Annotated in this window: 19 protein-coding genes; 10 read left to right on the top strand and 9 right to left on the bottom strand. The window is 67.7% G+C overall.

The window, feature by feature from the left end; all coding sequences use genetic code 11:
• Positions 1–82: 82 nt before the first annotated feature.
• Both R5H29_RS04350 and R5H29_RS04355 read right to left on the bottom strand, forming a co-directional pair.
• Positions 83–1603, bottom strand: coding sequence for a thioredoxin family protein (locus tag R5H29_RS04350; RefSeq protein WP_332328820.1), 1521 nt, complete (start codon positions 1601–1603; stop codon positions 83–85).
• A gap of 119 nt (positions 1604–1722) precedes the next feature.
• A complete protein-coding gene (locus tag R5H29_RS04355) occupies positions 1723–2172 on the bottom strand; it encodes a GNAT family N-acetyltransferase (RefSeq protein WP_010485217.1) in 450 nt (149 codons plus the stop codon).
• Between the two features lie 66 nt (positions 2173–2238).
• Here R5H29_RS04355 and R5H29_RS04360 point away from each other — a divergent pair, with 66 nt between their 5' ends.
• From R5H29_RS04360 to R5H29_RS04400, 9 genes are all read left to right on the top strand, one after another.
• A complete protein-coding gene (locus R5H29_RS04360; RefSeq protein ID WP_332328821.1) occupies positions 2239–3174 on the top strand; it encodes a TIGR03571 family LLM class oxidoreductase in 936 nt (311 codons plus the stop codon).
• A 145-nt stretch (positions 3175–3319) separates the two neighbouring features.
• The gene (locus R5H29_RS04365; RefSeq protein ID WP_032129991.1) at positions 3320–3631 is read left to right on the top strand and encodes a DUF3817 domain-containing protein; all 312 of its coding nucleotides are present in this window, start codon (positions 3320–3322) and stop codon (positions 3629–3631) included.
• Positions 3632–3785: 154 nt separating this feature from the next.
• The gene (locus R5H29_RS04370; RefSeq protein ID WP_155029700.1) at positions 3786–4982 is read left to right on the top strand and encodes an MFS transporter; all 1197 of its coding nucleotides are present in this window, start codon (positions 3786–3788) and stop codon (positions 4980–4982) included.
• Complete coding sequence (locus R5H29_RS04375) at positions 4979–6172, top strand: isochorismate synthase (RefSeq protein WP_329848068.1); 1194 nt, start codon at positions 4979–4981, stop codon at positions 6170–6172. The genes R5H29_RS04370 and R5H29_RS04375 overlap by 4 nt, the downstream gene beginning before the upstream one ends.
• Positions 6169–7821 carry an AMP-binding protein gene (locus R5H29_RS04380; RefSeq protein ID WP_332328822.1) on the top strand — a complete coding sequence of 551 codons (1653 nt, stop codon included), beginning with the start codon at positions 6169–6171 and terminating at the stop codon, positions 7819–7821. Before R5H29_RS04375 ends, R5H29_RS04380 begins: the two co-directional genes overlap by 4 nt.
• A complete protein-coding gene (locus R5H29_RS04385) occupies positions 7821–8453 on the top strand; it encodes an isochorismatase family protein (protein WP_021204249.1) in 633 nt (210 codons plus the stop codon). Before R5H29_RS04380 ends, R5H29_RS04385 begins: the two co-directional genes overlap by 1 nt.
• The gene (locus R5H29_RS04390) at positions 8453–8710 is read left to right on the top strand and encodes a phosphopantetheine-binding protein (RefSeq protein ID WP_019659922.1); all 258 of its coding nucleotides are present in this window, start codon (positions 8453–8455) and stop codon (positions 8708–8710) included. Before R5H29_RS04385 ends, R5H29_RS04390 begins: the two co-directional genes overlap by 1 nt.
• Entirely contained in the window at positions 8707–12597 is a 3891-nt protein-coding gene (locus tag R5H29_RS04395) for an enterobactin synthase subunit F (RefSeq protein ID WP_332328823.1), read from the top strand. Before R5H29_RS04390 ends, R5H29_RS04395 begins: the two co-directional genes overlap by 4 nt.
• Positions 12588–13346 (top strand): 2,3-dihydro-2,3-dihydroxybenzoate dehydrogenase, encoded by a 759-nt coding sequence (locus R5H29_RS04400; protein WP_332328824.1) that lies wholly within the window; start codon positions 12588–12590, stop codon positions 13344–13346. Before R5H29_RS04395 ends, R5H29_RS04400 begins: the two co-directional genes overlap by 10 nt.
• Positions 13347–13447: 101 nt before the next feature.
• Here the strand turns inward: R5H29_RS04400 and R5H29_RS04405 are convergent, their stop codons facing one another.
• The 5 genes from R5H29_RS04405 to R5H29_RS04425 form a co-directional block, all read right to left on the bottom strand.
• Positions 13448–13969 carry a YrhA family protein gene (locus tag R5H29_RS04405; RefSeq protein WP_332328825.1) on the bottom strand — a complete coding sequence of 174 codons (522 nt, stop codon included), beginning with the start codon at positions 13967–13969 and terminating at the stop codon, positions 13448–13450.
• Positions 13970–14155: 186 nt separating this feature from the next.
• Positions 14156–14533 (bottom strand): DUF2894 domain-containing protein, encoded by a 378-nt coding sequence (locus tag R5H29_RS04410; RefSeq protein WP_227853030.1) that lies wholly within the window; start codon positions 14531–14533, stop codon positions 14156–14158.
• Positions 14523–15161 carry an OmpA family protein gene (locus R5H29_RS04415; protein WP_021204244.1) on the bottom strand — a complete coding sequence of 213 codons (639 nt, stop codon included), beginning with the start codon at positions 15159–15161 and terminating at the stop codon, positions 14523–14525. The genes R5H29_RS04410 and R5H29_RS04415 overlap by 11 nt, the downstream gene beginning before the upstream one ends.
• Entirely contained in the window at positions 15158–17422 is a 2265-nt protein-coding gene (locus tag R5H29_RS04420; protein ID WP_332328826.1) for a DUF802 domain-containing protein, read from the bottom strand. Before R5H29_RS04420 ends, R5H29_RS04415 begins: the two co-directional genes overlap by 4 nt.
• A gap of 10 nt (positions 17423–17432) precedes the next feature.
• Positions 17433–18086 carry a DUF3348 family protein gene (locus tag R5H29_RS04425; RefSeq protein WP_021204242.1) on the bottom strand — a complete coding sequence of 218 codons (654 nt, stop codon included), beginning with the start codon at positions 18084–18086 and terminating at the stop codon, positions 17433–17435.
• A gap of 146 nt (positions 18087–18232) precedes the next feature.
• Between R5H29_RS04425 and R5H29_RS04430 the strand changes: the two genes are divergently transcribed.
• Entirely contained in the window at positions 18233–19153 is a 921-nt protein-coding gene (locus R5H29_RS04430; RefSeq protein WP_021204241.1) for a M14 family metallocarboxypeptidase, read from the top strand.
• An 18-nt stretch (positions 19154–19171) separates the two neighbouring features.
• Here the strand turns inward: R5H29_RS04430 and R5H29_RS04435 are convergent, their stop codons facing one another.
• Complete coding sequence (locus R5H29_RS04435) at positions 19172–19474, bottom strand: hypothetical protein (protein WP_227853028.1); 303 nt, start codon at positions 19472–19474, stop codon at positions 19172–19174.
• Positions 19475–19535: 61 nt separating this feature from the next.
• Positions 19536–21362 carry a phosphoethanolamine transferase EptA gene (eptA, locus tag R5H29_RS04440; RefSeq protein WP_021204239.1) on the bottom strand — a complete coding sequence of 609 codons (1827 nt, stop codon included), beginning with the start codon at positions 21360–21362 and terminating at the stop codon, positions 19536–19538.
• Between the last annotated feature and the right edge of the window lie 42 nt (positions 21363–21404).

Here is a 21404-nt window from a genome sequence, read left to right on the forward strand (position 1 = left end):
CCCCCCCCCCCCCCCCCCCCCCCCACAACCGGTATCAACAAAGGCGCCGGCAGGCGAACCAGCCGCCGGCGTTTTCATCAACTCAACTCAACCAATCCTTGCAGGCGCCATCCACCTGCTCCCCGCACGCCTGCTGCATCCGCTGCTGCAACCGCGCCAGCGTCTCCGCGCCCTGGTGCTTGCCGCTCCACGTCTTCAACTGTCCTGCCAGGCGTTCGAAACGCTGGCGGGTACGCTGGTGGTAACCGGAAGGCTGCGCTTCCAGTTCGGCGATCAGCGAGGCGGTGGCCTGCTCGATGCGTGGTGCGTCGTCCGGCGCCAGCTTCAGCAGGCCCTCCACGTACAGCACGCCCCACTGCACGCGGGTGGCCGGGCCCTGCGCACCGTCGTAGGCACGCTTCAACCACGCCAGCGCACCGGCGGTGTCGCCGCGCTGCTCGGCCAGTTCGGCCAGCTCGGGCATGTAGTAGTACGGCTGTTCGCTGCGCTTCAGTTCGGCCAGCAACAGTGCCTCGGCACCCGCATCATCACCGACCTCGCGCAATGCGTACGCCGCGCTGCTGATCGCCGCCTGGCGTGCGTGCGCATCGGTGGCGGCCGCATCGGCAGCGGCCACGCGCTGCTTGACCCGGTCGACCAGGGCGGCGGGCAGTGCGCCCTTCGGCTGCTGCTGGCGGGCCAGCGATACTTCCGTCAGTGCGCGCGACAATGCGTCGTCGGCGCGGTCGCCGCGCTCGGCGTCTGCCCGCTCCAATGCCACCAGCAGCTGCTGTCCCAGCGTGTTGCTGGTGGCCGGCCCGGCACTGGCCTGCTTGACCAGCTGCACGCCTGCATAGCCCAGCAACTCACGGTTGCGGCGGACTTCGGCGGGCTGCGCCAGCACGGCCTGCAGCAGCTCGCGTACTTCGGTGGGCGAGGCATCGGGCTTTTCGGCCGTTGCCAAGGCCAGCAGAGAGAAGCGGCGCTGCAGGGCAGCGTCGGGTGCGGCCTTGGACAACTGGCGCAGCACATCCTCGCTGCTGCGCTCGCCGGCCAGGCGGTTGGCGTCCACTTCCCAGCCGTAGTCGCCCAGCACCTGCCAGTCTTCTGCGGCCAGTCGGTCCGGCGTTGCCAACGCGGTGGCCAAGGTGGCGGCAACAGCACCGCGGCGGCCTGCGGCGACGGTCAGTGCCCGGGTCAGTTCGGTGGCATCATTGCCGCCGGCCACGCGGGTGATTTCGTTGCGCTTTGGGTCCAGCACGATCAGGGTGGGATAGCCGCGTACGCCGAAGCGTTCGCCCCAGGCCTGCGCACCTTCCTCGTCGCCATCCAGGTAGACGGGAACGAATTTGCTGGTCAGCGCGATGAAGGCCGGGTCCTTGAACAGGCCCGCCTTGAGCTGGTTGCACGGTGGGCACCAGACGGCGCCCCAGTACAGCAGCACCGGCTTGCCGCTGTCGGCGGCCTCGGCGAAGGCATCATCGACATCGCCCTGGCGCCAGGCGATTGCCTTGGCCGGCGCGGGCACCTCGGCGGAGTTGGCGATGGAAACCGGGGCCGGGGTGCAGGCGCTCAACGCCGAAGCCAGCAGCAACATAGAAAGCGCGACGCGCATCGGCAGCATCTCGAAGGGCAGGGTGGCAGGCCATTGTAGGAACGGCCGGGGAGCCTGCTGATTCAGTTTGCTTATGACGGGCGTGCCGCAGGGCATGACGCCCGCCGGGTATTGGCCGGCGGATGCCTTCAGGCCGCTGCCCGCACCATCTGCTGATACACCAGCCCATTGAACTCGCCGACGTCGCCGTCCAGCACGAAGCCATAGCGCAGGTAGGTTGGCACTGCATTGAGTGAGGCGCGCACGGTCAGGACCGGCTCGCGCACCTGCGGGAGCACCGCGTCGAACAAAGCATGGCCGATGCCCTGGCCCTGGTAGCCGGGATCGACGAACAGCATCGCCAGGTGCCGGCCTTCCTTCAGTTCGATCACGCCGACGACGCGGCCGTCCTGCTCGGCCACCAGGATGTGGTTGTCGCCGTGCAGGCGCGCGCCGAACGCTTCGGCCGCGGCGACGCTGCCGAAGGTGGCGATGCCGGCCGCGCTGAGCGAAGGTGCGACCGCCGCAGTGAAGGCAGCCAGGCACACCGTGCTGATCGCGGGCAGGTCATCGACGTGGGCAGGGCGGATCGTCGGCATGCAGTGTTCTTCCGGTGGTGGGCGGCGCGTCATTGTTGCCGCAGGCCTTCACGCTAAGCTGGCGGCATGAGTGATTTCAATCCCGCGTACGCTGCCTTGTTTCCGCAGCAGGGTCTGAGCCTGGGCCTGATGACGCCCGTGGCGTCGCATGGGTTGGCCGATCCACGTGAGGCGCGACGTATCGCGCGACTGGCCGATGACCTGGGCTTTGCCGCGTTGTGGACGCGCGACGTGCCGCTGATGGTGCCGCAGGGTCCGGACGCGACAACGAGCGCGTTGGACGACCCGTTCCTGTGGCTGGGCATGCTGGCTGCGGCGACCGAGCGCATCGTGGTCGGCAGCGCGGCCATCGTGCTGCCATTGCGCCATCCGCTGCAGGTGGCGAAGTCGGCCTTGAGCCTGGACCGGATCAGCGACGGCCGCTTCGTGCTGGGCCTCGGGTCTGGCGATCGGCCGGAAGAGTTCGCGGCATTCGGCGAATACCTGGAGGGCAGGGCGGCGACGTTCCGTGAGCGCTGGACCTTGTTGCGCGCGGCGTTGTCACCGGAGGCTGAAGAAAGGGTCGCGGTAGTGCAAGCCACCGGTGGCTTCGACGTACTGCCGGCCCCGGCCACGCGCATTCCGATGCTGGTGGTGGGCACTGCGCGGCAGAGCCTGCAGTGGATCGCACGCGAAGCCGAAGGCTGGGCCACCTATCACCGCGAAGAGGCCGCGCAGGAAGGGCGCATCGGCCTGTGGCAGCAGGCGCTGGTGCAGCGCGGTGGGCCGGGCAAGCCATTCGTGCAGTCGATGCTGCTGGATCTGCAGGCAGATCCGCAGGCGCCAGCCGAGCCGCTGCCGCTGGGCCTGAAGGTCGGCCGCGATGGCCTGCGTGACTACCTGCTGCGCGTGCATGCGCAGGGCGTGGGGCACGTGATGTTCAACCTGGTCGACAACGGGAGGCCGATGGACGCGGTGATGCGCGAAATTGGAGAGCAGGTGCTGCCGGATGTGCTTCGGTAGGTGTCCACCTTGGTGAATACGCCGTGTTGCTGATGACGGTGCGCCCGCCGGGCATGGCCCGGCGCTACCTGCCGAGGCGTGCATCTGCGTATCATTCGCATTTGATACCCCGATGCCGGAGTCCCGTGTGACCCAACGTTCCCCCATGCACCCGACCGGACGCCTGTTCGCCGCGGTCGCTTTCATCGAGGCCGTGACCTGGGCCGGCCTGCTCATCGGCATGTGGATGAAGTACGGCCCGATGGCCAACGTGGCGCTGGTGAAGCTGTTCGGGCCCCTGCACGGCGTGGCCTTCCTGGTGTACGTGGCGGTCACGCTGTTTGCGGCGGTGCGCCTGCGCTGGCCGTGGTGGGCCAGTGCCCTGGCCCTGCTGGCGGCCATCCCGCCGTTGGTGACGCTGCCGCTGGAGTGGTGGTTCAAGCGCCGTGGCCTGCTGGGCCTGCGTGCAATGCGCTGAACCCACTGTTGCATGCCCATTCAAGAGAATGGGTATCAAAGGCAAATACGAGCCGTTATCATTTGAGGGTGGCATCCGGTCCTGAGTGGGGCGGGTGCCGGGCGGGGCGTGCAGACGCGCCCGGCCAATCCTTTCCTGTTACGGCTGGTGTTCCATGCACGCACGTCCCGTCGTTCCCGGCTTGCCGGCGCTGGTATTGGCCGCCCTGATCGGCACCATGGCGATGATGTCCTTCGTCGCCGTGATCGGTCCGGTGGTCCGCATGCTCGGGCTGTCCGAGTGGCATGCCGGCCTGTCGGTTACCGCCGCAGGCGTGTTGTGGATGCTGGCTGCGCGCCCGTGGGGCCAGCTCAGCGACCGCATCGGCCGCAAGCGCGTGTTGATGCTGGCGATGACTGCCTACACCGTCGTCTATATCGCGCTGGCGGTGTTCATCGATGTCGCCCTGCAGGCAGTGCCGCCGGTGCTGGTGTCAGTGCTGGTGCTGGTCGGTGCGCGTGGCCTGATCGGCTTGTTCTACGCGGCTGTGCCTCCTACCGCAGCGGCGCTGATCGCCGACAAGGCACCCACCGGACAGCGTGCAAAATTCCTCGCCCGCCTGGGCAGTGCCAACGCGCTGGGCATGGTGCTCGGCCCGGCCGCCGCGGGCTGGCTGGCCTATACGAACCTGTCGCTGGCGCTGTACGTGGCCGCGCTGCTGCCGTTGCTGGCACTGGCATTGCTGGCCTGGCGCCTGCCGGCTACACCGCCCGTGGTGGGCGCGTCCGCACAGCGCCGCACGCCGATGAGTCGCCTCGACGCGCGCCTGTGCCTGCCGCAGCTGGCAGCGTTCATCGCCATGGTCTCGGTGACCATCGCGCAGGTCACGGTCGGCTTCTTCGCAATTGATCGCCTGGGTCTGGATGCGGCGACCGGCGCGCGCATGGCCGGCATTGCACTCACCGCCGTTGGCGTCGGCCTGATCCTGGCGCAGGCGCTGGTGATGAAGCTGGAGGTGCATCCACGCCGCTGGATCGTCCTCGGCGCTCTCATTTCCGGCATCGGCTTCACTTCGGTGGCGGGCGTGCAGCAGGCCTGGCAATTGCCTGCGGCGTATGCGCTGGCTGCGTTCGGCATGGGCTTCGTATTCCCCTCGTTCCAGGCGCTGGCCGCCGATGCGGTAGAGGCGCACGAGCAGGGCGCCGCCGCAGGCACCGTGGCGGCCGCGCAGGGGCTGGGCATGGTGGCCGGGCCGATGCTCGGCACGCTGTTGTATCGCGGCGGGCCAAGCCTGCCTTACCTGCTGGTGGGCGCGCTGCTGCTGTTGCTGTGCGCGCTGGCCGCAGCGCATCGGATGAAGGAGACCCCATGAACGATTCCCTGATGCAGAGCGCGTGGCCGGAGGCTGCGCCAGCACCACAGCAGAGCACCGACGACGCGTCGCTGTTCCTGCTGCGGCATGCCGGCCAGCACGTGCACGCCCGCGGTTGCCGCGCCACGTTGCCAGCCGGTGCACTGGCGACGTTGGCAGAACGCGTTTCGGAGTTCTTTGCCCAGCAGCGTGGCGGCCCGGGCCTGCTGGTTGGCGCGGTGCCGTTCGAGCCGCGTGCCGACGATGCGCTGTACCAGCCCGAGCGCCTGCTGCCGGCGCTGGCACTGCAGCCGCAGGCCGCACCGCCGCTGGACGGCGCCCTGCGTGCCGAACCTGTGCCGCAGGACTATGCCGCTGCAGTCGCTGCGGCAGTGCAGGCCTTGCGTGCGCCCGAGCAGAACCTGCATAAGGTGGTGCTGGCGCGCAGCCTGCTGGCACGCACCCGCCAGGTGCTTTCTCCGGACGTGCTGCTGGCACGTCTGGGCGCGGATCCGTCGGTGGCGACCTACGCGGTGCCGCTTCCGGTGGAGCTGGGCCAGGCACCGGCCTGGCTGGTGGGCGCGACGCCGGAGCTGCTGCTGCGCAAGCGCGGCGCCGAACTGTTGTCGCATCCGTTGGCGGGTTCCGCGCGGCGCAGTGCCGATGCCGCCGAGGACGAGCATGCGGCGCAGGCGCTGCTGGCCTCGACCAAGGACCACGACGAGCACCGCCACGTGGTCGAAGCCATCGTCGAAGGCCTGGCACCGTACTGCAGCCACATCGATGCACAGCCGCGCCCGGTGCTGCATGCCACCGCCAGCATGTGGCACCTCGGCACCCGCATCCACGCCACCCTGAAGGATCCGCAGACATCGGCGGCCGAGCTGTTGGCACAGCTGCATCCCACGCCGGCGGTCTGCGGTACGCCGCGGTTGGCGGCGCTGCAGCGCATCCGCGAGCTGGAACCGGTGCCGCGTGGCTTCTATGCCGGCGCCGTGGGTTGGTTGGACGCGCAGGGTGACGGCGACTGGTACGTGGCGATCCGCTGCGCGCGCCTGCAGGGCACGCAGCTGCGCCTGTATGCCGGTGCCGGCATCGTCGCCGAGTCACACCCCGAGGCCGAGGTGGCCGAAACCGCAGCGAAGTTCGCTGCCCTGTTGAACGCGCTGGGTGTCCATGAATCCGCGCCCGCCATCGAGCCTGCCGCATGAGTACCTCCACTGACGCTTCCCGCCTGCCGCTGCAGCAGGTGTGGCCCGACACGCTGGTGGCGCGCTATCGCGAAGCCGGTCACTGGCGTGGCGAGACCTTCCCGGGTTTCCTGCGCGAGCGTGCAGAACGCTATGCCGATGACATCGCGGTGGTCGCCGGCGACGTACGCCTGAGCTATGCGCAGCTGTGGCATGAGGCAGGCCGCATCGGTGCGGGCCTGCTGGCGCTCGGCCTGCAACCTGGCGAACGGGTGCTGGTGCAGCTGGGCAATACCGCCGGGTTCATCGCCACGGTCTGCGGCCTGTTCCGCGCCGGCCTGGTGCCGGTGTATGCGTTGCCGGCGCACCGCATCACCGAGCTGGTCCACTTCGCCAACAAGGCGGAAGCCAGTGCCTACATCACCACCACACTGCACGATGGCTTCGATCATCGCGGGTTGGCAAGGGCGCTGCAGGCCGAAGTGCCGGCGGTTCGCCATGTGGTGATCGACGGCGATGCGGCGGAGTTCATCGCGCTGGAGGCACTGCAGGGCGATCGCAGCCAGCTGCCGTCCGATCCGGACCCGCAGTCGGTGGCGTTCCTGCAGATTTCCGGAGGCAGCACTGGGCTGTCCAAGCTGATTCCACGCACGCACGACGACTACATCTATTCGTTCCGTGCCAGCAATCAAATCTGCGACATCGACCGCGACAGCGTCTATCTGGTCGCGCTGCCGGCCGCGCACAATTTCCCGATGAGCTCGCCCGGTTTCTTCGGCGCGTTGTACGCCGGCGCCCGCGTGGTGCTCAGCCCGGGCCCCGGCCCGGATGCGGCCTTCCCGCTGATCGCACGGGAGCGGGTGACCTGCTGTGGGCTGGTGCCGCCGCTGGCGTTGCTGTGGGCGCAGGCCGCCGCCACCAGCAGGCATGACCTGTCCAGCCTGCGGGTACTGCAGGTGGGCGGCGCCAAACTGGTGCCGGAAGCCGCACGACGGGTGATCGACGGCCTTGGCTGCACGCTGCAGCAGGTGTTCGGCATGGCCGAAGGCCTGGTCAACTACACACGGCTGGATGACCCGGAGGAACTGATCGTCGCCTGCCAGGGCCGGCCGATCAGTCCGGATGATGAAGTGCGCGTGGTCGATGACCATGACCAGCCGGTGGCCGAAGGCGAGGTAGGGCATCTGCTCACCCGTGGCCCGTACACCATCCGCGGCTACCACAACGATGCGGTGGCCAATGCGCGCTCGTTCACCGACGACGGCTTCTATCGTACCGGCGACCGTGTGCAGCAGCTGCCCGGTGGCTACCTGGTGGTACAGGGGCGTGCGGGTGACCACATCAACCGGGCGGGCGAGAAGATCTCTGCCGAAGAGATCGAGGATCACTTGCTGGCACATCCGGGCGTGTTCGATGCGGCCGTGGTCTCCATTCCCGACGAGTACCTGGGCGAGCGCAGCTGCGCCTTCGTGATTCCGCAGGGCGAGCCGTTCAAGGCACCGGCACTGAAGGCCTGGATGCGCGGGCGCGGCCTGGCCGCATTCAAGGTGCCCGACCAGATCGTGTTCGTCGACAGCTTCGATACCACCGCGGTCGGCAAGATCAGCCGCCGCGAACTGCGCGCGCAGCTGCGTGCGCGTCATCTGCAACAGACAGGAGGAACGCGCTGATGGCGCTGCCCCGTATCACCGATTACCCCTTGCCGACTGCCGCTGAACTGCCGCAGGCGCGTGGCCCCTGGCGCCCCCGGCGCGATCGTGTCGCGCTGCTGGTGCACGACATGCAGCGTTACTTCCTGGCCGCATTCGACGCCGGCAAGGCGCCGCTGCGGCCGGCCGTGGACAACATCGCACGCCTGCTGGCGCATTGCCGCGCGCACGGCATTCCGGTGTTCTACACCGCTCAGCATGGCGACCAGGACCGCCGTGACCGTGGCCTTCAGGCTGACCTGTGGGGGCCGGGCATGCGCCGCAGCGCCGATCACGAACCCATCATCGAAGCACTGGCACCGCAGCCAGGGGAGCACGTGCTGGTGAAGCACCGCTACAGCGCGTTCCAGCGCAGCAACCTTGAAACGCTGATGCGGGTGCGCGGCCGTGACCAGCTGCTGGTGACGGGCGTGTACGCCCATATCGGCTGCACCGCGACCGTGGTCGAGGCCTTCCAGCGTGACATCGAGGCCTTCATCGCCGCCGATGCGGTGGCGGACTTCTCGCGTGCCGATCACGATCAGGCGCTGCACTGGATCGCGCGCACCTGTGGTGTGCCGATGACCACCGATCAGCTGCTGGAGGTGCTGTGATGGCTGCCATGGGTGAGGCGCTGGATCTGGAGCGGATGCGCGCCGACGTAGCGCGCGTGCTGGAGTGCACGCCGGCCGAGATCGGTGACGACGACAACCTGATCGACCTGGACCTGGATTCAATGCGCATGCTCGGCCTGGTCCTGGCCTGGGGCAACACCGGCCTTCCGCTCGAGTTCTCGCAGTTGGCCGAGCACACCACGCTGCGCCAGTGGTGGGGTGTGGTGCAGCAACTGCAGGCCGCGCAGAACGCATGAACGCCGCAGCGCTGGCCACGCCGGTGGCGTTGACCGAGGCCCAGGCCGGGCTGTGGTTCGCACAGCGGCTGGCACCGGACAATCCGTCATTCAATACCGCGCACGCGGTATGGATCGACGGCCCGCTGGACGTGGCCGCATTTGTCGCAGCGGCAGACCAGGCTGCGCGCGAGGCCGAGGCCTTCGCATTGCGCTTTGCCGAAGGGGCCGATGGCCAGCCGCTGCAGTGGCATGACACGGCACACGTGCCGTTGCTTTCGGTGCGCGATGTTTCTACCGAGGCGGATCCCGCCGCTGCGGCACGCAACCTGATGCACGCCGACCGGCTGAGCCCGGTCGATCCCACCCGGGACCGGATCAGCCAGCAGGTGCTGCTTGAACTGGGCGGGCAGCGTTGGGTCTGGTACCTGCGCGTGCATCACCTGGCGGCCGATGGTTACGGCATGGCGCTGTTCACTGATCGCGTGTGCGCGTTGTATGCCGGTCGTACGGGTGAGCCTCTGCCGGGGCTGGCGGGGGTGCTGGCCGACGATGCTGCTTATCGTGCCGACCCGCGCCGCACGCAGGCCGGGCAATGGTGGCGCGAGCACATGCAGGGTGCACCGGCGGGCATGGGCCTGGCCGGTACGCTCGCGGCCAGTGACGACGCGCTGCGCTGGGTGCAGCCGCTCGATGCGGCATTCCGTGAGCAGTTGCTGCAGGCATCGGTACGTTGGTTGCAGCCCTGGCCAGACGTCCTGGCCGCGTTGTCGGCCGAGTACCTGCGGCGGATGAGCGCGGCCGATGAAGTGGTGCTGGGCGTGCCCTACATGGGCCGGCTCGGCAACGCGTCGGCACGGGTACCGGCGATGGTGATGAATGTGTTGCCGCTGCGCGTGGCCGCCGGCGAGGGCAGCGTCGAAACCTTTGCCCGCAGCCTGGGCCGGCAGCTCAGCCAAGGGCGCAAGCACGGCCGTTACCGAGGCGAGCAACTGCGCCGGGACCTGGGCCTGGTGGGCGCGCAGCAGCGCCTGCACGGTCCCATGGTGAATGTGCAGCCGTTCTACAAGCCGCTGGCGCTGACGGGCGTGCAGGCGACGCTGGAGGTGCTCTGTACCGGGCCAGTGGATGACCTGACGCTGGGCTTCCGTGGCGATGGCCAGCGTCTGCTGGATCTGGAGATCGAGGCCAATCCCGCGCTGTACAGTCGCGAGGATGTCGAGGCACACGCGGCACGGTTGCTGCATTTCGTGTCGGCGGCACTGCAGGCTGACGATATCGCAGCCGTACCTCTGGCGACGACCGACGAGGTGCAGCAGGTGCTGCACGGTTTCAATGCCACCGCGCACGCGCTTCCTGAGACCACACTGGTTGAATTGCTGCAGCAGGGCATGGATCGGGATCCGCACGCGCCTGCGCTGGTGTTCGGCGACGCTGCCATGGATTACGCAACGCTGGAAGCGCGCAGTTTCGCGCTGGCGGCACAGCTGCGGGCGATGGATGTCGGCCCGGGCAGCGTGGTGGCGGTGGCATTGCCGCGCTCGCTGGAGCTGGTGATCGCGCTGCTGGCGGTGCTGCGTGCCGGAGCCGCCTACCTGCCGTTGGACCTTGCTCATCCGGACGAGCGCCTGGCGCGTATTCTCGCCTCGGCACAGCCGGTGTGCGTAATGGCTGCGTCCGAGGTTTCGGCGCGCATGGTCGGCGTACCCGTGCTCGCGCCGGAGCAGTGGACTGCGCTGAGTTTTGCCGCACCGTGGGCCGATCCGGCACCTGACGATGCGGCCTACGTGATCTATACCTCCGGCTCGACCGGCGAGCCCAAGGGCGTGGTCATCGAACACCGTGCCATCGTCAACCGCCTGCTGTGGATGCGCGAGCACTACGACATCCGCGCCGATGACCGCGTGCTGCAGAAGACCCCGGCCACCTTCGACGTCTCGGTCTGGGAGTTCTTCCTGCCGTTGCTGTGCGGAGCAACGCTGGTGATTGCCGGGCCCGATGCGCATCGCGACCCCACTGAACTGGCCCGCTTGATCCGTGGCCATGGCATCACCACGGCGCATTTCGTGCCGTCGATGCTCGATGCCTTCCTCGCTGCACCGGCCTCCGAAGGCCTGCAGCTGCGACGGGTATTCACCAGTGGCGAGGCGCTGGACGCCGCGTTGCGCGACCGCTTCCACGCGCGCATGCACGCCGAGCTGCACAACCTGTATGGCCCGACCGAAGCCGCGGTGGACGTCAGCTACTGGCCGGCGCCGGCGCAGGATCGATCGCGGCCGGTGCCGATCGGCTTCCCGGTCTGGAATACCCGACTTTACGTGCTGGACGCGCGGATGCAGCCGGTGCCGGTCGGTGTGGCCGGTGACCTTTATCTGGGCGGTGTGCAGCTGGCGCGCGGCTATCTCGGTCGCGAGGACCTGACCGCCGAGCGCTTCCTCGCCGATCCGTTCCTGCCTGGCGAACGCATCTATCGCACCGGCGACGTGGCGCGCTGGCGCGCCGATGGCGCGGTCGAGTACCTGGGCCGCAGCGACCATCAGGTGAAACTGCGCGGCCTGCGCATCGAGCTGGGCGAGATCGAGGCGGCACTGCGCGAGCTGCCTGGCATGGAGCGCGTGGAAGTACTGCTGCGCCAGGACGCGCCAGGCGATGCCCGGCTGGTGGCCTATGTGCCAACCGCGCTTGCCGACCCCGTCATGCTGCGCAGCCACCTGGCCACGCGCGTGCCGGATTACATGGTGCCTTCGGCGTTTGTCGGCGTGGACTACTGGCCGGTGACCGCCAACGGCAAGCTCGACCGCAACGCATTGCCGAAGCCACCGCAACTTGAAGTTGCCGGCTTGGCGCCGCGCACGCCGTTGGAAGAGGAGCTGGCGTTGCTGTTCGCACAGGCGCTTGGGCGTGAGGCGCCGGTGGTGGTGGATGCGGACTTCTTCAGTCTCGGCGGTGACTCGCTGTCGGCGGTGCACCTGCTGCTGGCCATCGAGCAGCGCTGGCGCTGTGATCTGGGTCTGGGTGCCTTGTTTGCCCAGCCCACCGTGGCCGCGCTGGCAGTTCGCATTGCCGAGCCGCCCGCGCTGGCCGATCACGCACTGGGGCCGATAATCGCGCTGGCCGCGACCGAAGCGGCCGGGTCCACGCCGCTGTTCGTGCTGCACCCGGCCGGTGGCATCGCCTGGAACTACCGCACCCTGGCCCGGGCACTGCAACCAGCCCGCCCGGTGTATGGCCTGCAGTCGCCGGCACTGGACGCGCGGCTGCCACTGCCGAGCAGCATCGAGGCGATGGCCAACGATTACGTACAGCGCGTGGTCGCACTACAGCCGAAGGGGCCAGTGCATCTGCTGGGGTGGTCGGTAGGTGGCATCCTCGCCCAGGCGATGGCGGTGCGCCTGCATGAAATCGGCCGCGACGTCGGAGAGCTGGTGCTGCTGGACGCCTATCCCAGCGAGTGCTGGCGGGCCGAGCCGGAACCCGATGCCATCGCTGCATTGCGGGCACTGCTGGCGATTGCCGGTCATGACCCGGATGCGCATCCGGAACTGGACAGCCGGGAACGCATTCTCGCGTTCCTGCGACGTGGTGGCAGTGCACTCGGCAGCTTGCCGGATGTGGTGCTCGATGGCGTGGTGCGCGCCGTGACCGGCACCAATCGACTGATCCGTGAACATATCCACCGGTCGTTCGATGGCACGCTGGTGCATGTGCGTGCGGGCCGGGATCACCAGGCGCGGCCGCAGTTGCAGTCGGCGTTGTGGCGGGCACACGCGCGCAGGGTGCAGTCGTTGGAACTGCCGTTTCTGCATGCAGAACTGACCGGCCGCGATGCGGTGGCGCAGCTGGCGCCGTGGTTGTCGGCGCGGTTGCGCCAATGGGACGAGCAACAGGAGATTGCAACATGCAGTTGACCGGTTTTGAAGGCCGCGTGGCGTTGCTGACCGGTGCTGCCGGCGGCATCGGCGAGGCACTGGTACGGTTTCTGGCCGTGGCCGGTTGCACCGTGGTGGCGACCGATCGCGACGCGCCTGCTACGGCAGATGTGCGTGTGCACCCCTTTGCGCTGGACGTGACCGACAGTGCCGCCGTGGACGCCCTGGTGGACCAGGTCGAGTCCAGCATCGGACCGATCATGTTGGCCGCCAGCGTGGCCGGCGTACTGCATGTGGCCGGTGTCACCGAGACCGGCGACGACGACTGGCGCCGTGTATTCGCGGTCAATGCCGATGGCGTGTTCCATGTCGGTCGTGCGCTGGCGCGGGTGATGTCACCGCGCCGGCAGGGCGCAATCGTTACCGTCAGCTCGAATGCGGCTGGCGTGCCGCGGCATGGCATGGCAGCGTATGCCGCATCCAAGGCCGCAGCGACCATGTTCACACGGTGCCTCGGGCTGGAGCTGGCGCCGCTGGGCATCCGCTGCAACATCGTTGCCCCGGGCTCGACGCTGACCCCGATGCAGACCGGCATGTGGCGGGACGAGCACGGCGCCGAACGGGTGATCGTCGGCAGCCTTGAGACCTACAAGGCCGGCATTCCACTGCGCAAACTCGCTACGCCGGAAGACATCGCGCAGTCGGTGATGTTCCTGCTCTCCGAGCAGGCCGGGCACGTAGCGATGAGCGACCTGTACGTGGACGGTGGCGCCACCCTGCGCGGCTGAGGTCCTCAGAGCCGAACCCATGACTCGGCTGATTCAGAAGGCAGCCGGTGTAGCTGTGAATGCCAACCCGGCGTGGCATGGGCATTCTTGAATCTGTTTGTTCAGCAATGCTGTTCGATCAGACCGATGATGTGACCGAGCAGGCCATCTAATGAAGTGAATTCTTCGTAGACATTATCGAACGCTACTTTGTCACGGACCTGGTACCGCCCTGTTGCGAATTCAAAGACGTAGCAATCCATATCGCTCTCTCCGAGTTCTACATAGCCGCCCAGGGATCCCTGGTCGCAAGCGAGAAGGTTCATTTCCACCAAAGCAAGCGCTGACCCGCCATCGCGGTATGAGCGTGAAGTGCTCGAGTAGAGGAACACTCCTGCTGCCGCCAAGCCATCGTGGCGTGAAAGAAAGCCCAGATAGGACTCCGGCAGGGTGATACCTAGCGTAGAAAGCACCAAGCTCTGGAGCGCGTCGACGTCAGAACGTCCAAGTGGAGGGCCAAGGTACATCTCGGCTTCGTTGAGATTCGCGCGGAGCTTGAGAAGTCTGGCTTCTACTGAAGGCTGCATTTGTTGAGATTGAATTCGTGTGCAATGAGGGCAGTCAGACACTGTGGAATTCGTCATTCGACGTCAATGGCAGTCGCCCCAAGCTGTTCAAGTTGGTCAACCATTGACGTGGTTGGCTCGCGGTAGCGATTGGACAGCAGCGCTGCTGGGAGTCGATAAGCGCCAAGCAATGTTGGCGTAACCAGCAGCGTGGATCAGGATTGTCGTGTCCAAGGGGCGCCGAACGAGGTCGGCGTATTGTGTTCAACCCGCGCTGCGCGGCTTGCGTGTCCGTTTCGGCTTTGCGGTTTCACCGCCGCTGGCGGCGCCATCCTGCAGCGCCTGCAGCCAGGACAAGGTGTCCACATAGTCGATGAAGTGGCGCAGGTAGCCGGGGCTGGTGGCCTGCATCGTGTCCAGCATGCGCTGCACCAGCACCGCCGAGTTCAGCGGGCCGCCGTCAGCCGGGGCCTCGGCGCGCAGCGAGCGGCGCACCTGCAGTTCGCTGCGCAGCTCCGACCATTCGCGCTGCACCTGTTGCAGCATCGGCACCTGCGGGTAATGCGGCAGCGAGCGCGACCCCGCATCGAGGTCACGCACCAATGCGCGCAGGCCTTCCAGGGCGGGCGGCTTACTTGCCATCCGCCGCCTTGGGCTTGGGAATCGGCGCGATCTCCACGCGACGGTTGCGTGCGCGGCCTTCCTCATTGGCATTGGAACTGACCGGCTGCTCGCTGCCGAACGCGGCGGCGAACACGGCATCAGCGGGTACGCCGTCGGCAATCAGGGTGCGGGTCACGGTCAGCGAACGCTGCGCGGACAGCTCCCAGTTGTCGGCAAAGCGGCGGTTGCCTTCGCGCACGGGCGCATCGTCGGTGAAGCCGCTGACCATCAGGATCTCCTCGCGGCTGCCCAGGTAGGCGGCCAGCGGTGCCGCCAGGCTGCGCAGCAGCTCCTGGCCTTCCGGCTGCAATTGGTCGGAATTCAGTGCGAACAGCACGCTGCCGCTGATGCCGATGCGGCCGTCGACCAGCGTCACGCGACCGGCAGCCAGCGGGCCAGCCAGTGCCTGTTCGAGCGTCTGCAGGCGCTTGGCTTCGGCCTGGCGCTGCTTCACTTCCTGATCCAGCCGCTGCGACAGTTCCAGCTGCACGGCAACTACGCCGACCAGGATCAGCACGAATGCACCCAGCAGCACCGACATCAGGTCGCCAAAGGCGGCCCAGATCGGGGCGTGCGATCCGCCATCGACCTCCAGTTCGTCGCTCATGCGCTGCCGGCCTTGCCGCGGCGCGTGGCCAGCTGCTGCAGTTCTTCCATCACTTGCTTCTGCGACAGCAGGCTGAGGTCGACCACCTCGCGCGCCTGCGCCACGTAGTAAGCCAGCTGCTCATCGCTGCGGGCCAGTGAGGCATCCAGTGCGCCGCCAATCTGTTCCAGGCGGCCGGAAAGCGCGGTGGCGGCACTGCCGAACTGCGCGACTGCTTCACCAAAGGTGCTGGCCAACTGGCCCACTTCACCAGCGCTGCCGTGGAGCGCTGCGGCGATGCCGTCCAGCTTCCCGGTCTCGGCGGCGATATGGTCGGTAAAGCGATTGCCAACGCGCTCCAGCAGCTCGGCCGATCCGCCAACCAGCGCGTCCACCGCGGTGCGCTGTTCGTGCGAGGCATGGTTGATCGCATCGAGCAGGGTCTGCACGGTGGCCAGCAGGCGACCGCGTTCTTCCAGCATTGCGTTGTCACGCACCAGGCTTTCAGAGAGCGTGCTGCGCAGTTCGTTGATGACGTCGGCAGCCGCTCTTGGTGCCGCCGCCGCGGTCTGCAGCAGGGTGGACACTTCGGCCAACGTGGCGCTGGCCTGCGCGCGACCGTTCTCGCCGATCTGCTGCGCGGTCGCCGCCAGCGTCTCGCAGACATGCTGCTGCTGCGCAGCCAGGCGCTCGCCATTGGCCTGCAGGCGCTCGGCCAGCTCGGTGGAAACGTGCTGCAAGGCATCGCTCCAGCGCTGCAGGCGCTGTTCGTCACCGGCCTGCAGCTGCGCCTGCAGGGTGGCGTGGGCCTGCTGCAGTTCGGCGCTGACCGCGTCCCAGCGCGCCTGGCGCTGCTGCTCGCGAGTGTCCAGGCTGGCCTGCAGTTCGGCGTGTGCGGTTGCGGCGGCGGCCTGCGCGGCCTGCCACTGCTGCGAGCGCTGCGCTTCATGATCCTGCAGCAGTGACTGGTTGGCGCTGTGCTGCTGTTCCAGTGCCTGCAGCAGCGCCTGCGCACGCGCATCCAGATGTTCGCTGGCGGCGATCAACGCCTGCTGCTGGCGCTCGATCAGCGCGCTGTTCAGTGCCTGCTGCTGCTCGATGGCGGCGCGCCAGGCCTCGGCGTTGCCGTTGGCATCGGCCTGCAGGCGCTCGCCGATACGCGCGACGAGTGCTTCGGCGTGCGTGCCCTGGCCATCGCTGAAGGCCTGCAGGTGCTGGCGCAGATCATTCACCAGCGCCTGCTGCGCCTGGGTCTGTTCACTCACCACCTTGGCCCAGCTGGCTTCGGTGGCGACCCGGCTGCGTTCGAAACCGTCGCTCAGGCCGGCCAGCTGCTGCTGCACGGCCTGCTCGACGCGGGCATGCAGTGCTTCGCCGTGATGGGCCAGGCCAGCCAGGGTGGTCTCGGCCATCGGCTGCAGCGCGCCACCGATGACCGCGGCACTGGCTTCGGCACCTTCGCGCAGCGACTGCTGCAGCGACAGGGCCAGGCGTTCCTGCAGGGCCTGGCTCTGGGTCAGGAACTCGGCCTGGCCGGCCAGCAGGCGCTCATTGGCGGCCGCACTGTGCTGTTCAAAGGTGCTGGACATCGCCTGCAGGCGGTCGACCAGCGCCGGCAGCGCTGCGGACTGTGCCTGCAGCAGGCGCAGCGATTCGGCGCGCTGCCAGGCCTGCGAATACGGGTGCAGGTCGCCGGCAATGGCGCGGTCCAGCTGCTGCACGGCCAGCAGGCGGTCACGACGCAGCAGCGCCGCCAGCAGGCCGAGCATGGCCGAGCTGGCCACGCCCGCGATCGAGGTACCGAAGGCCACCGCCAGGCCCTGCACCGGCGAGGCCAGCGAGCCGCGGATGGCGGCCATGTCGGTGGCGCTCTGCAGGGCCAGGCCGGTGCCACGCAGCGTGTCCATCATGCCCAGCAGGGTACCGAGCATGCCCAGCAGCACCAGCAGGCCGACCAGGTACGGGGTCAGCACCGGTGCGGGCAGGGCGGTGCGCTCGCCTTCCACGCGCAGGCGCACGGCGTTGCGCAGGCCTACCGGCACGCGCTCCAGCCATGGGGCGAGGCTTTCCTTCGCGCTGGACAGGTCATTCAGTGCGGCGCGCAGGCCGTTGCTGGCCTGGCGGTAGCGGTACAGCTCCACGCCACCGGCGATGTAGCAGGCCGCGATGATCGCCGCCACCGCTGCACCCAGCGGATGCACCGAAACATAGCCAATGCCGATCCAGCACACGGCCAGCAGGCCGACAAGGAAAACAACGACATGGAAAGCAGTTCTGGACATGGTGTTCCGGTCAGTGGGAGCGCAGGGCGTCTCGCAGCCCTTCGATCGGGTGGAAGCGCAGCTGCAGCTCGGCGAGCAGCAGGGTGCGCATGTCATGGCGGAAGGCCGCGCGCCAGCCGGGCTGGCCGTGCACGCGGTCGAAACGGGCGCCGAGCACTGCCGGCGCCGTGGCCAGCAGGCTGTGCTCGCGCGGGGTGAGGGTCTGTTCCATCACTGCATCGACCTCGGCCAGCCGCGCCAGCTCCGGCGAGACCTGTACCAGCTGGTCGCGCAGGCGGCCGCGCAGGCGCCCGGTGGCGGTCTGGATGGCCTGCTGCAACACCCGGTAGCGCTGGCGCAGCGAGGCGAAGTTGGGTGCGGCAGCGGCCTCGGCCAGGTCCAGCAGGCGCTCGGCCTCGGCGTCCTCACTGATCGAGGCGCGCAGGCTGGCGTGCGCCTGGGCGCAGTCGGCCAGCACATCCTCGACCGCTTCGACGGCTTCACCGGGCTCGGGCAGGCGTCCTCCGAGCGCCCCGGACAGGGCCACGGCACGGCTCCAGTCCACCCACTGGCCGAGGCGATCGGTCAGGGCGGGACTGCTGGCCGGCATCGCGCCGTCGCTGAGACGGGCGAGCAGGCGGAGGAACTCCGGTCCACCCAGGACCGGCTGCGCTGCGTTCGCCATCAAGGGGTGAGGGGCCAAAAACCGTTGATTTTACAACCAGATGACCCCGGCTGGATGAAGGCGGGGCCTGGGGGGCGGTACCCGCAGGCGCGACAAGGCTTAGAATGTCCGGCTGCATCCACCCGTTCGATCCTTGGAGTACCCCCATGACTGTTGCGCAGTTCTACCCGATCGGCACCCCCGGACAGCCCTGGGGCGACGCGGAACGCGCACAGTGGCGGGCCCGCCAGCAGCGCCAGCGCAGCTACCATGATGACGTGGTGGCCGCCCTTGAGCGCCTGGACGACAGCGTTTTCGACGTGATCCAGTACGGCCAACTGGACTATGCGCCGGACCATTACCCGCTGTTCGCCGTGGTCAACCACGACTGGAACCCGGCGCTGCCGACCGCGCTGATCACCGGTGGCGTGCATGGCTACGAGACCAGCGGCGTGCACGGTGCCCTGCAGTTCCTGGAGCAGCAGGCGGAGCGTTACCTGGGCCGGCTGAACCTGATCGTCGCGCCCTGCGTCAGCCCGTGGGGCTATGAGCGCATCCAGCGCTGGAACCCGGATGCGATCGACCCGAACCGCAGCTTCCGTGACGGCGGCCAGATCGAGGAAGCCGCCGCGCTGATGCGCTGGGTGGCCGAGCGCAAGCCGAACCTGCTGGTGCATCTGGACCTGCACGAGACCACCGACAGCGACCTGAACGAGTTCGATCCGGCGCGCTGCGCCCGCGACGGCAAGCCGTTCGAGCGCGACACCATTCCGGATGGCTTCTACGTGATCGGCAACAGTGAAGATCCGCAGGCCGAGTTCCAGAAGGCACTGATCGCCGCAGTGGCGCCCATCACCCACATCGCCCCGGCCGACGCGGAAGGCAATCTGGTCGGCCTGCCGTTGCAGTCGCCGGGCGTGGTCTGGGGCGAATCCCGTTCGATCGGCGCCTGCGCTGGCTTCACCGATGCGCGCTTTGCCACCACCACCGAGGTCTACCCGGACAGCCCGCGCACCAATCCGCAGGAATGCAACGACGCCCAGGTGGCGGCGGTGTGTGCGGGCCTGGATTTCGCCCTGGCCAACTAAGATCCGGCAGCGCCGCCCTCACCACATCGGGCCGGGGGGCGCGCCCTTGCGCCAGCAGACCAGCACAAGCGCGACTACGATTGTCCAAGTGTAGATCTGGAAGGCAACAGGGTTGCGAAAGGGTGAGAACAGGAACGGACCGCCGAGCAGAAGCGCAAAGGCGATCGCATAGACCACCCAGCCCTGCCACGCGCAGGGCAGTCCCCAGCCCCATCCGTGACTGCGCGCTGTAAACCAGTACTTTCTGTCGGCCATATCCTTTGCCCTGTTGCCAGTAGACCGGTGCCGGAAATGCGCCAAGCGGCCGATCAGGAGCAGCACTCTGCCGGGACCTTAGCAGCGCCCGCCAGGTGCATCAAGATGATCAACGTCATCAAGGTGATCACCCCCCGCGCCCAGCGGTGCCGCGAACCCATCCGAAGGCGACGCCTCGCCAGCAGCCCAGAGCATCGCGTCGCCGCAGCTGCGGACTTCTGACGAGGCTCAGCCTGGCCCAGCAACGCCGGGTCCTCGCTGGCAGCGCGGCAACAGGCGCGCTGACAACCGCGGGCCCGGTAGTCCTCTGGGCCGTTCCCGTGCGGCAACCGGCGAACACATCCAGATCGCGCTGGTATACCGTGCTGCTGACCCCGAACAGGCCCAGCAACGAGTGGAAGACGTTGTCATGGCTGTACGCGCGGTGCAGCGCATTCCCACGCATGCAGGCCAGGTCCAGGCCCGCGTTGTGGCTGAACTCCGTTGAGAACCACATCACCATCGGCACCTGGGTCTGCTCGCGCGGGGCGATGAAGTAGGGCGTGCCATGCAGGTACATGCCGCGTTCGCCCAGCGACTCGCCATGGTCGGACACATAGATCAGTGCGACATCACGCTGGTCCGCATAGCCCTGCAGCAGGTCGATGGCCTTGCCCAGCAGGTGGTCGGTGTGCACCAGGGTGTTGTCATAGGTGTTGACCAGTGCCTCGTTGCTGCAGTGCTGGATCTGATTGCTGTCGCAGGTCGGGCTGAAAGCCCGCGACGCTGCGGGATACCGTTCAAAGTAGGTCGGCCCATGACTGCCGAGCTGATGCAGCACGATCAGGGCGTCGCCGTTGATGGCATCGATGCGTGCGCCCAACTGGTGCAGCAGCACGCCGTCGTAGCAGGTGCCGTCGGCGTTGACGCACTGGCCGGCCACCTTCAGCGCAGGCATGTCCTCGGTCGGTACGCGTTCGCACACGCCCTTGCAGCCGCCGTTGTTGTTGTTGCGCCAGAGCACGCTGATGCCGGTGCGCTGCAGGATGTCGAGCACGTTCTCCTCGGTTGCGGCGCGCACGTCGTCGTACTGGCCTCGGGTCATCTGCGAGAACATGCACGGCACCGAGATGGCCGTGGCGGTCCCGCATGAGGAGACATCATTGAAGCTGATGACCCCTTCCTTGCGCGAGAGCCGGGGATTGGTCGCGCGTGGGTAGCCGTTGAGCTGGAAGTTCTGTGATCGCGCGGTCTCGCCGACGACCAGGATCACCAGCTTCCGGCGCGGGCCCGGCGCGCGCTGTGCGTCCATGCCAATCGCGCGCAGCGGTTGCTGGCGGGTGCTGTAGAGACCTTTCAGATAACCGTGGGTATGCCGCACCACGTTCAACGGCAGCACCTGGTCGCGGATGTGGCGGTTGTTGCGCAGCAGTGAGGAATAGTCCTTGTAGAACGCGAAGCCGATTGCCAGCAGTACCAGCAATGACGCCAGAACGCTGACTGGCCACACCAGCAGCGAACGTATCGAACCGGCCCCGCTGGTGGTGCGCACCAGGGCCAGCCCGGCAGCGGGCAGCACGCCCAGCGCCAGCAGGGTCAACAGCAGTGGCAGCGACAGATAGGCGTTCAGTTCGGCCTGGTTGGTCTCGAACACGTTCTGCACCATGCTGCGATCGATCAGCACGTTGTAGTGCAGCATGAAGTAGCTGCAGGCGGCGCTGACGACAACGAGCAGCACCAGCAGCGGCCTGCGCAGGAACGGCAGTGCCAGCAGTGGCGTCAGCATCAGGTTGAACAGGCAGAAGAGCACCACCGGCAAGCTGGCCAGGAACAGCACGCTGCGCAGGCTGTTGAGGTCGATCAGCCCCCACAGCGACTTCCAGAGGGCGATGTTTCCAATCGTGGTGAAGAAAAACGCTGCGGCCCAGACCAGGATGATCGGATGGGGCCGTGGAAAACGGAGGCATTGGCGCACGAGCAGGTTCCGCGGAACAGGAGTGCGCGCAGTATCGAAACG

The sequence above is a fragment of the Stenotrophomonas sp. A3_2 genome, from assembly GCF_036624925.1.
In the GTDB taxonomy this organism is placed as follows: domain Bacteria; phylum Pseudomonadota; class Gammaproteobacteria; order Xanthomonadales; family Xanthomonadaceae; genus Stenotrophomonas; species Stenotrophomonas hibiscicola.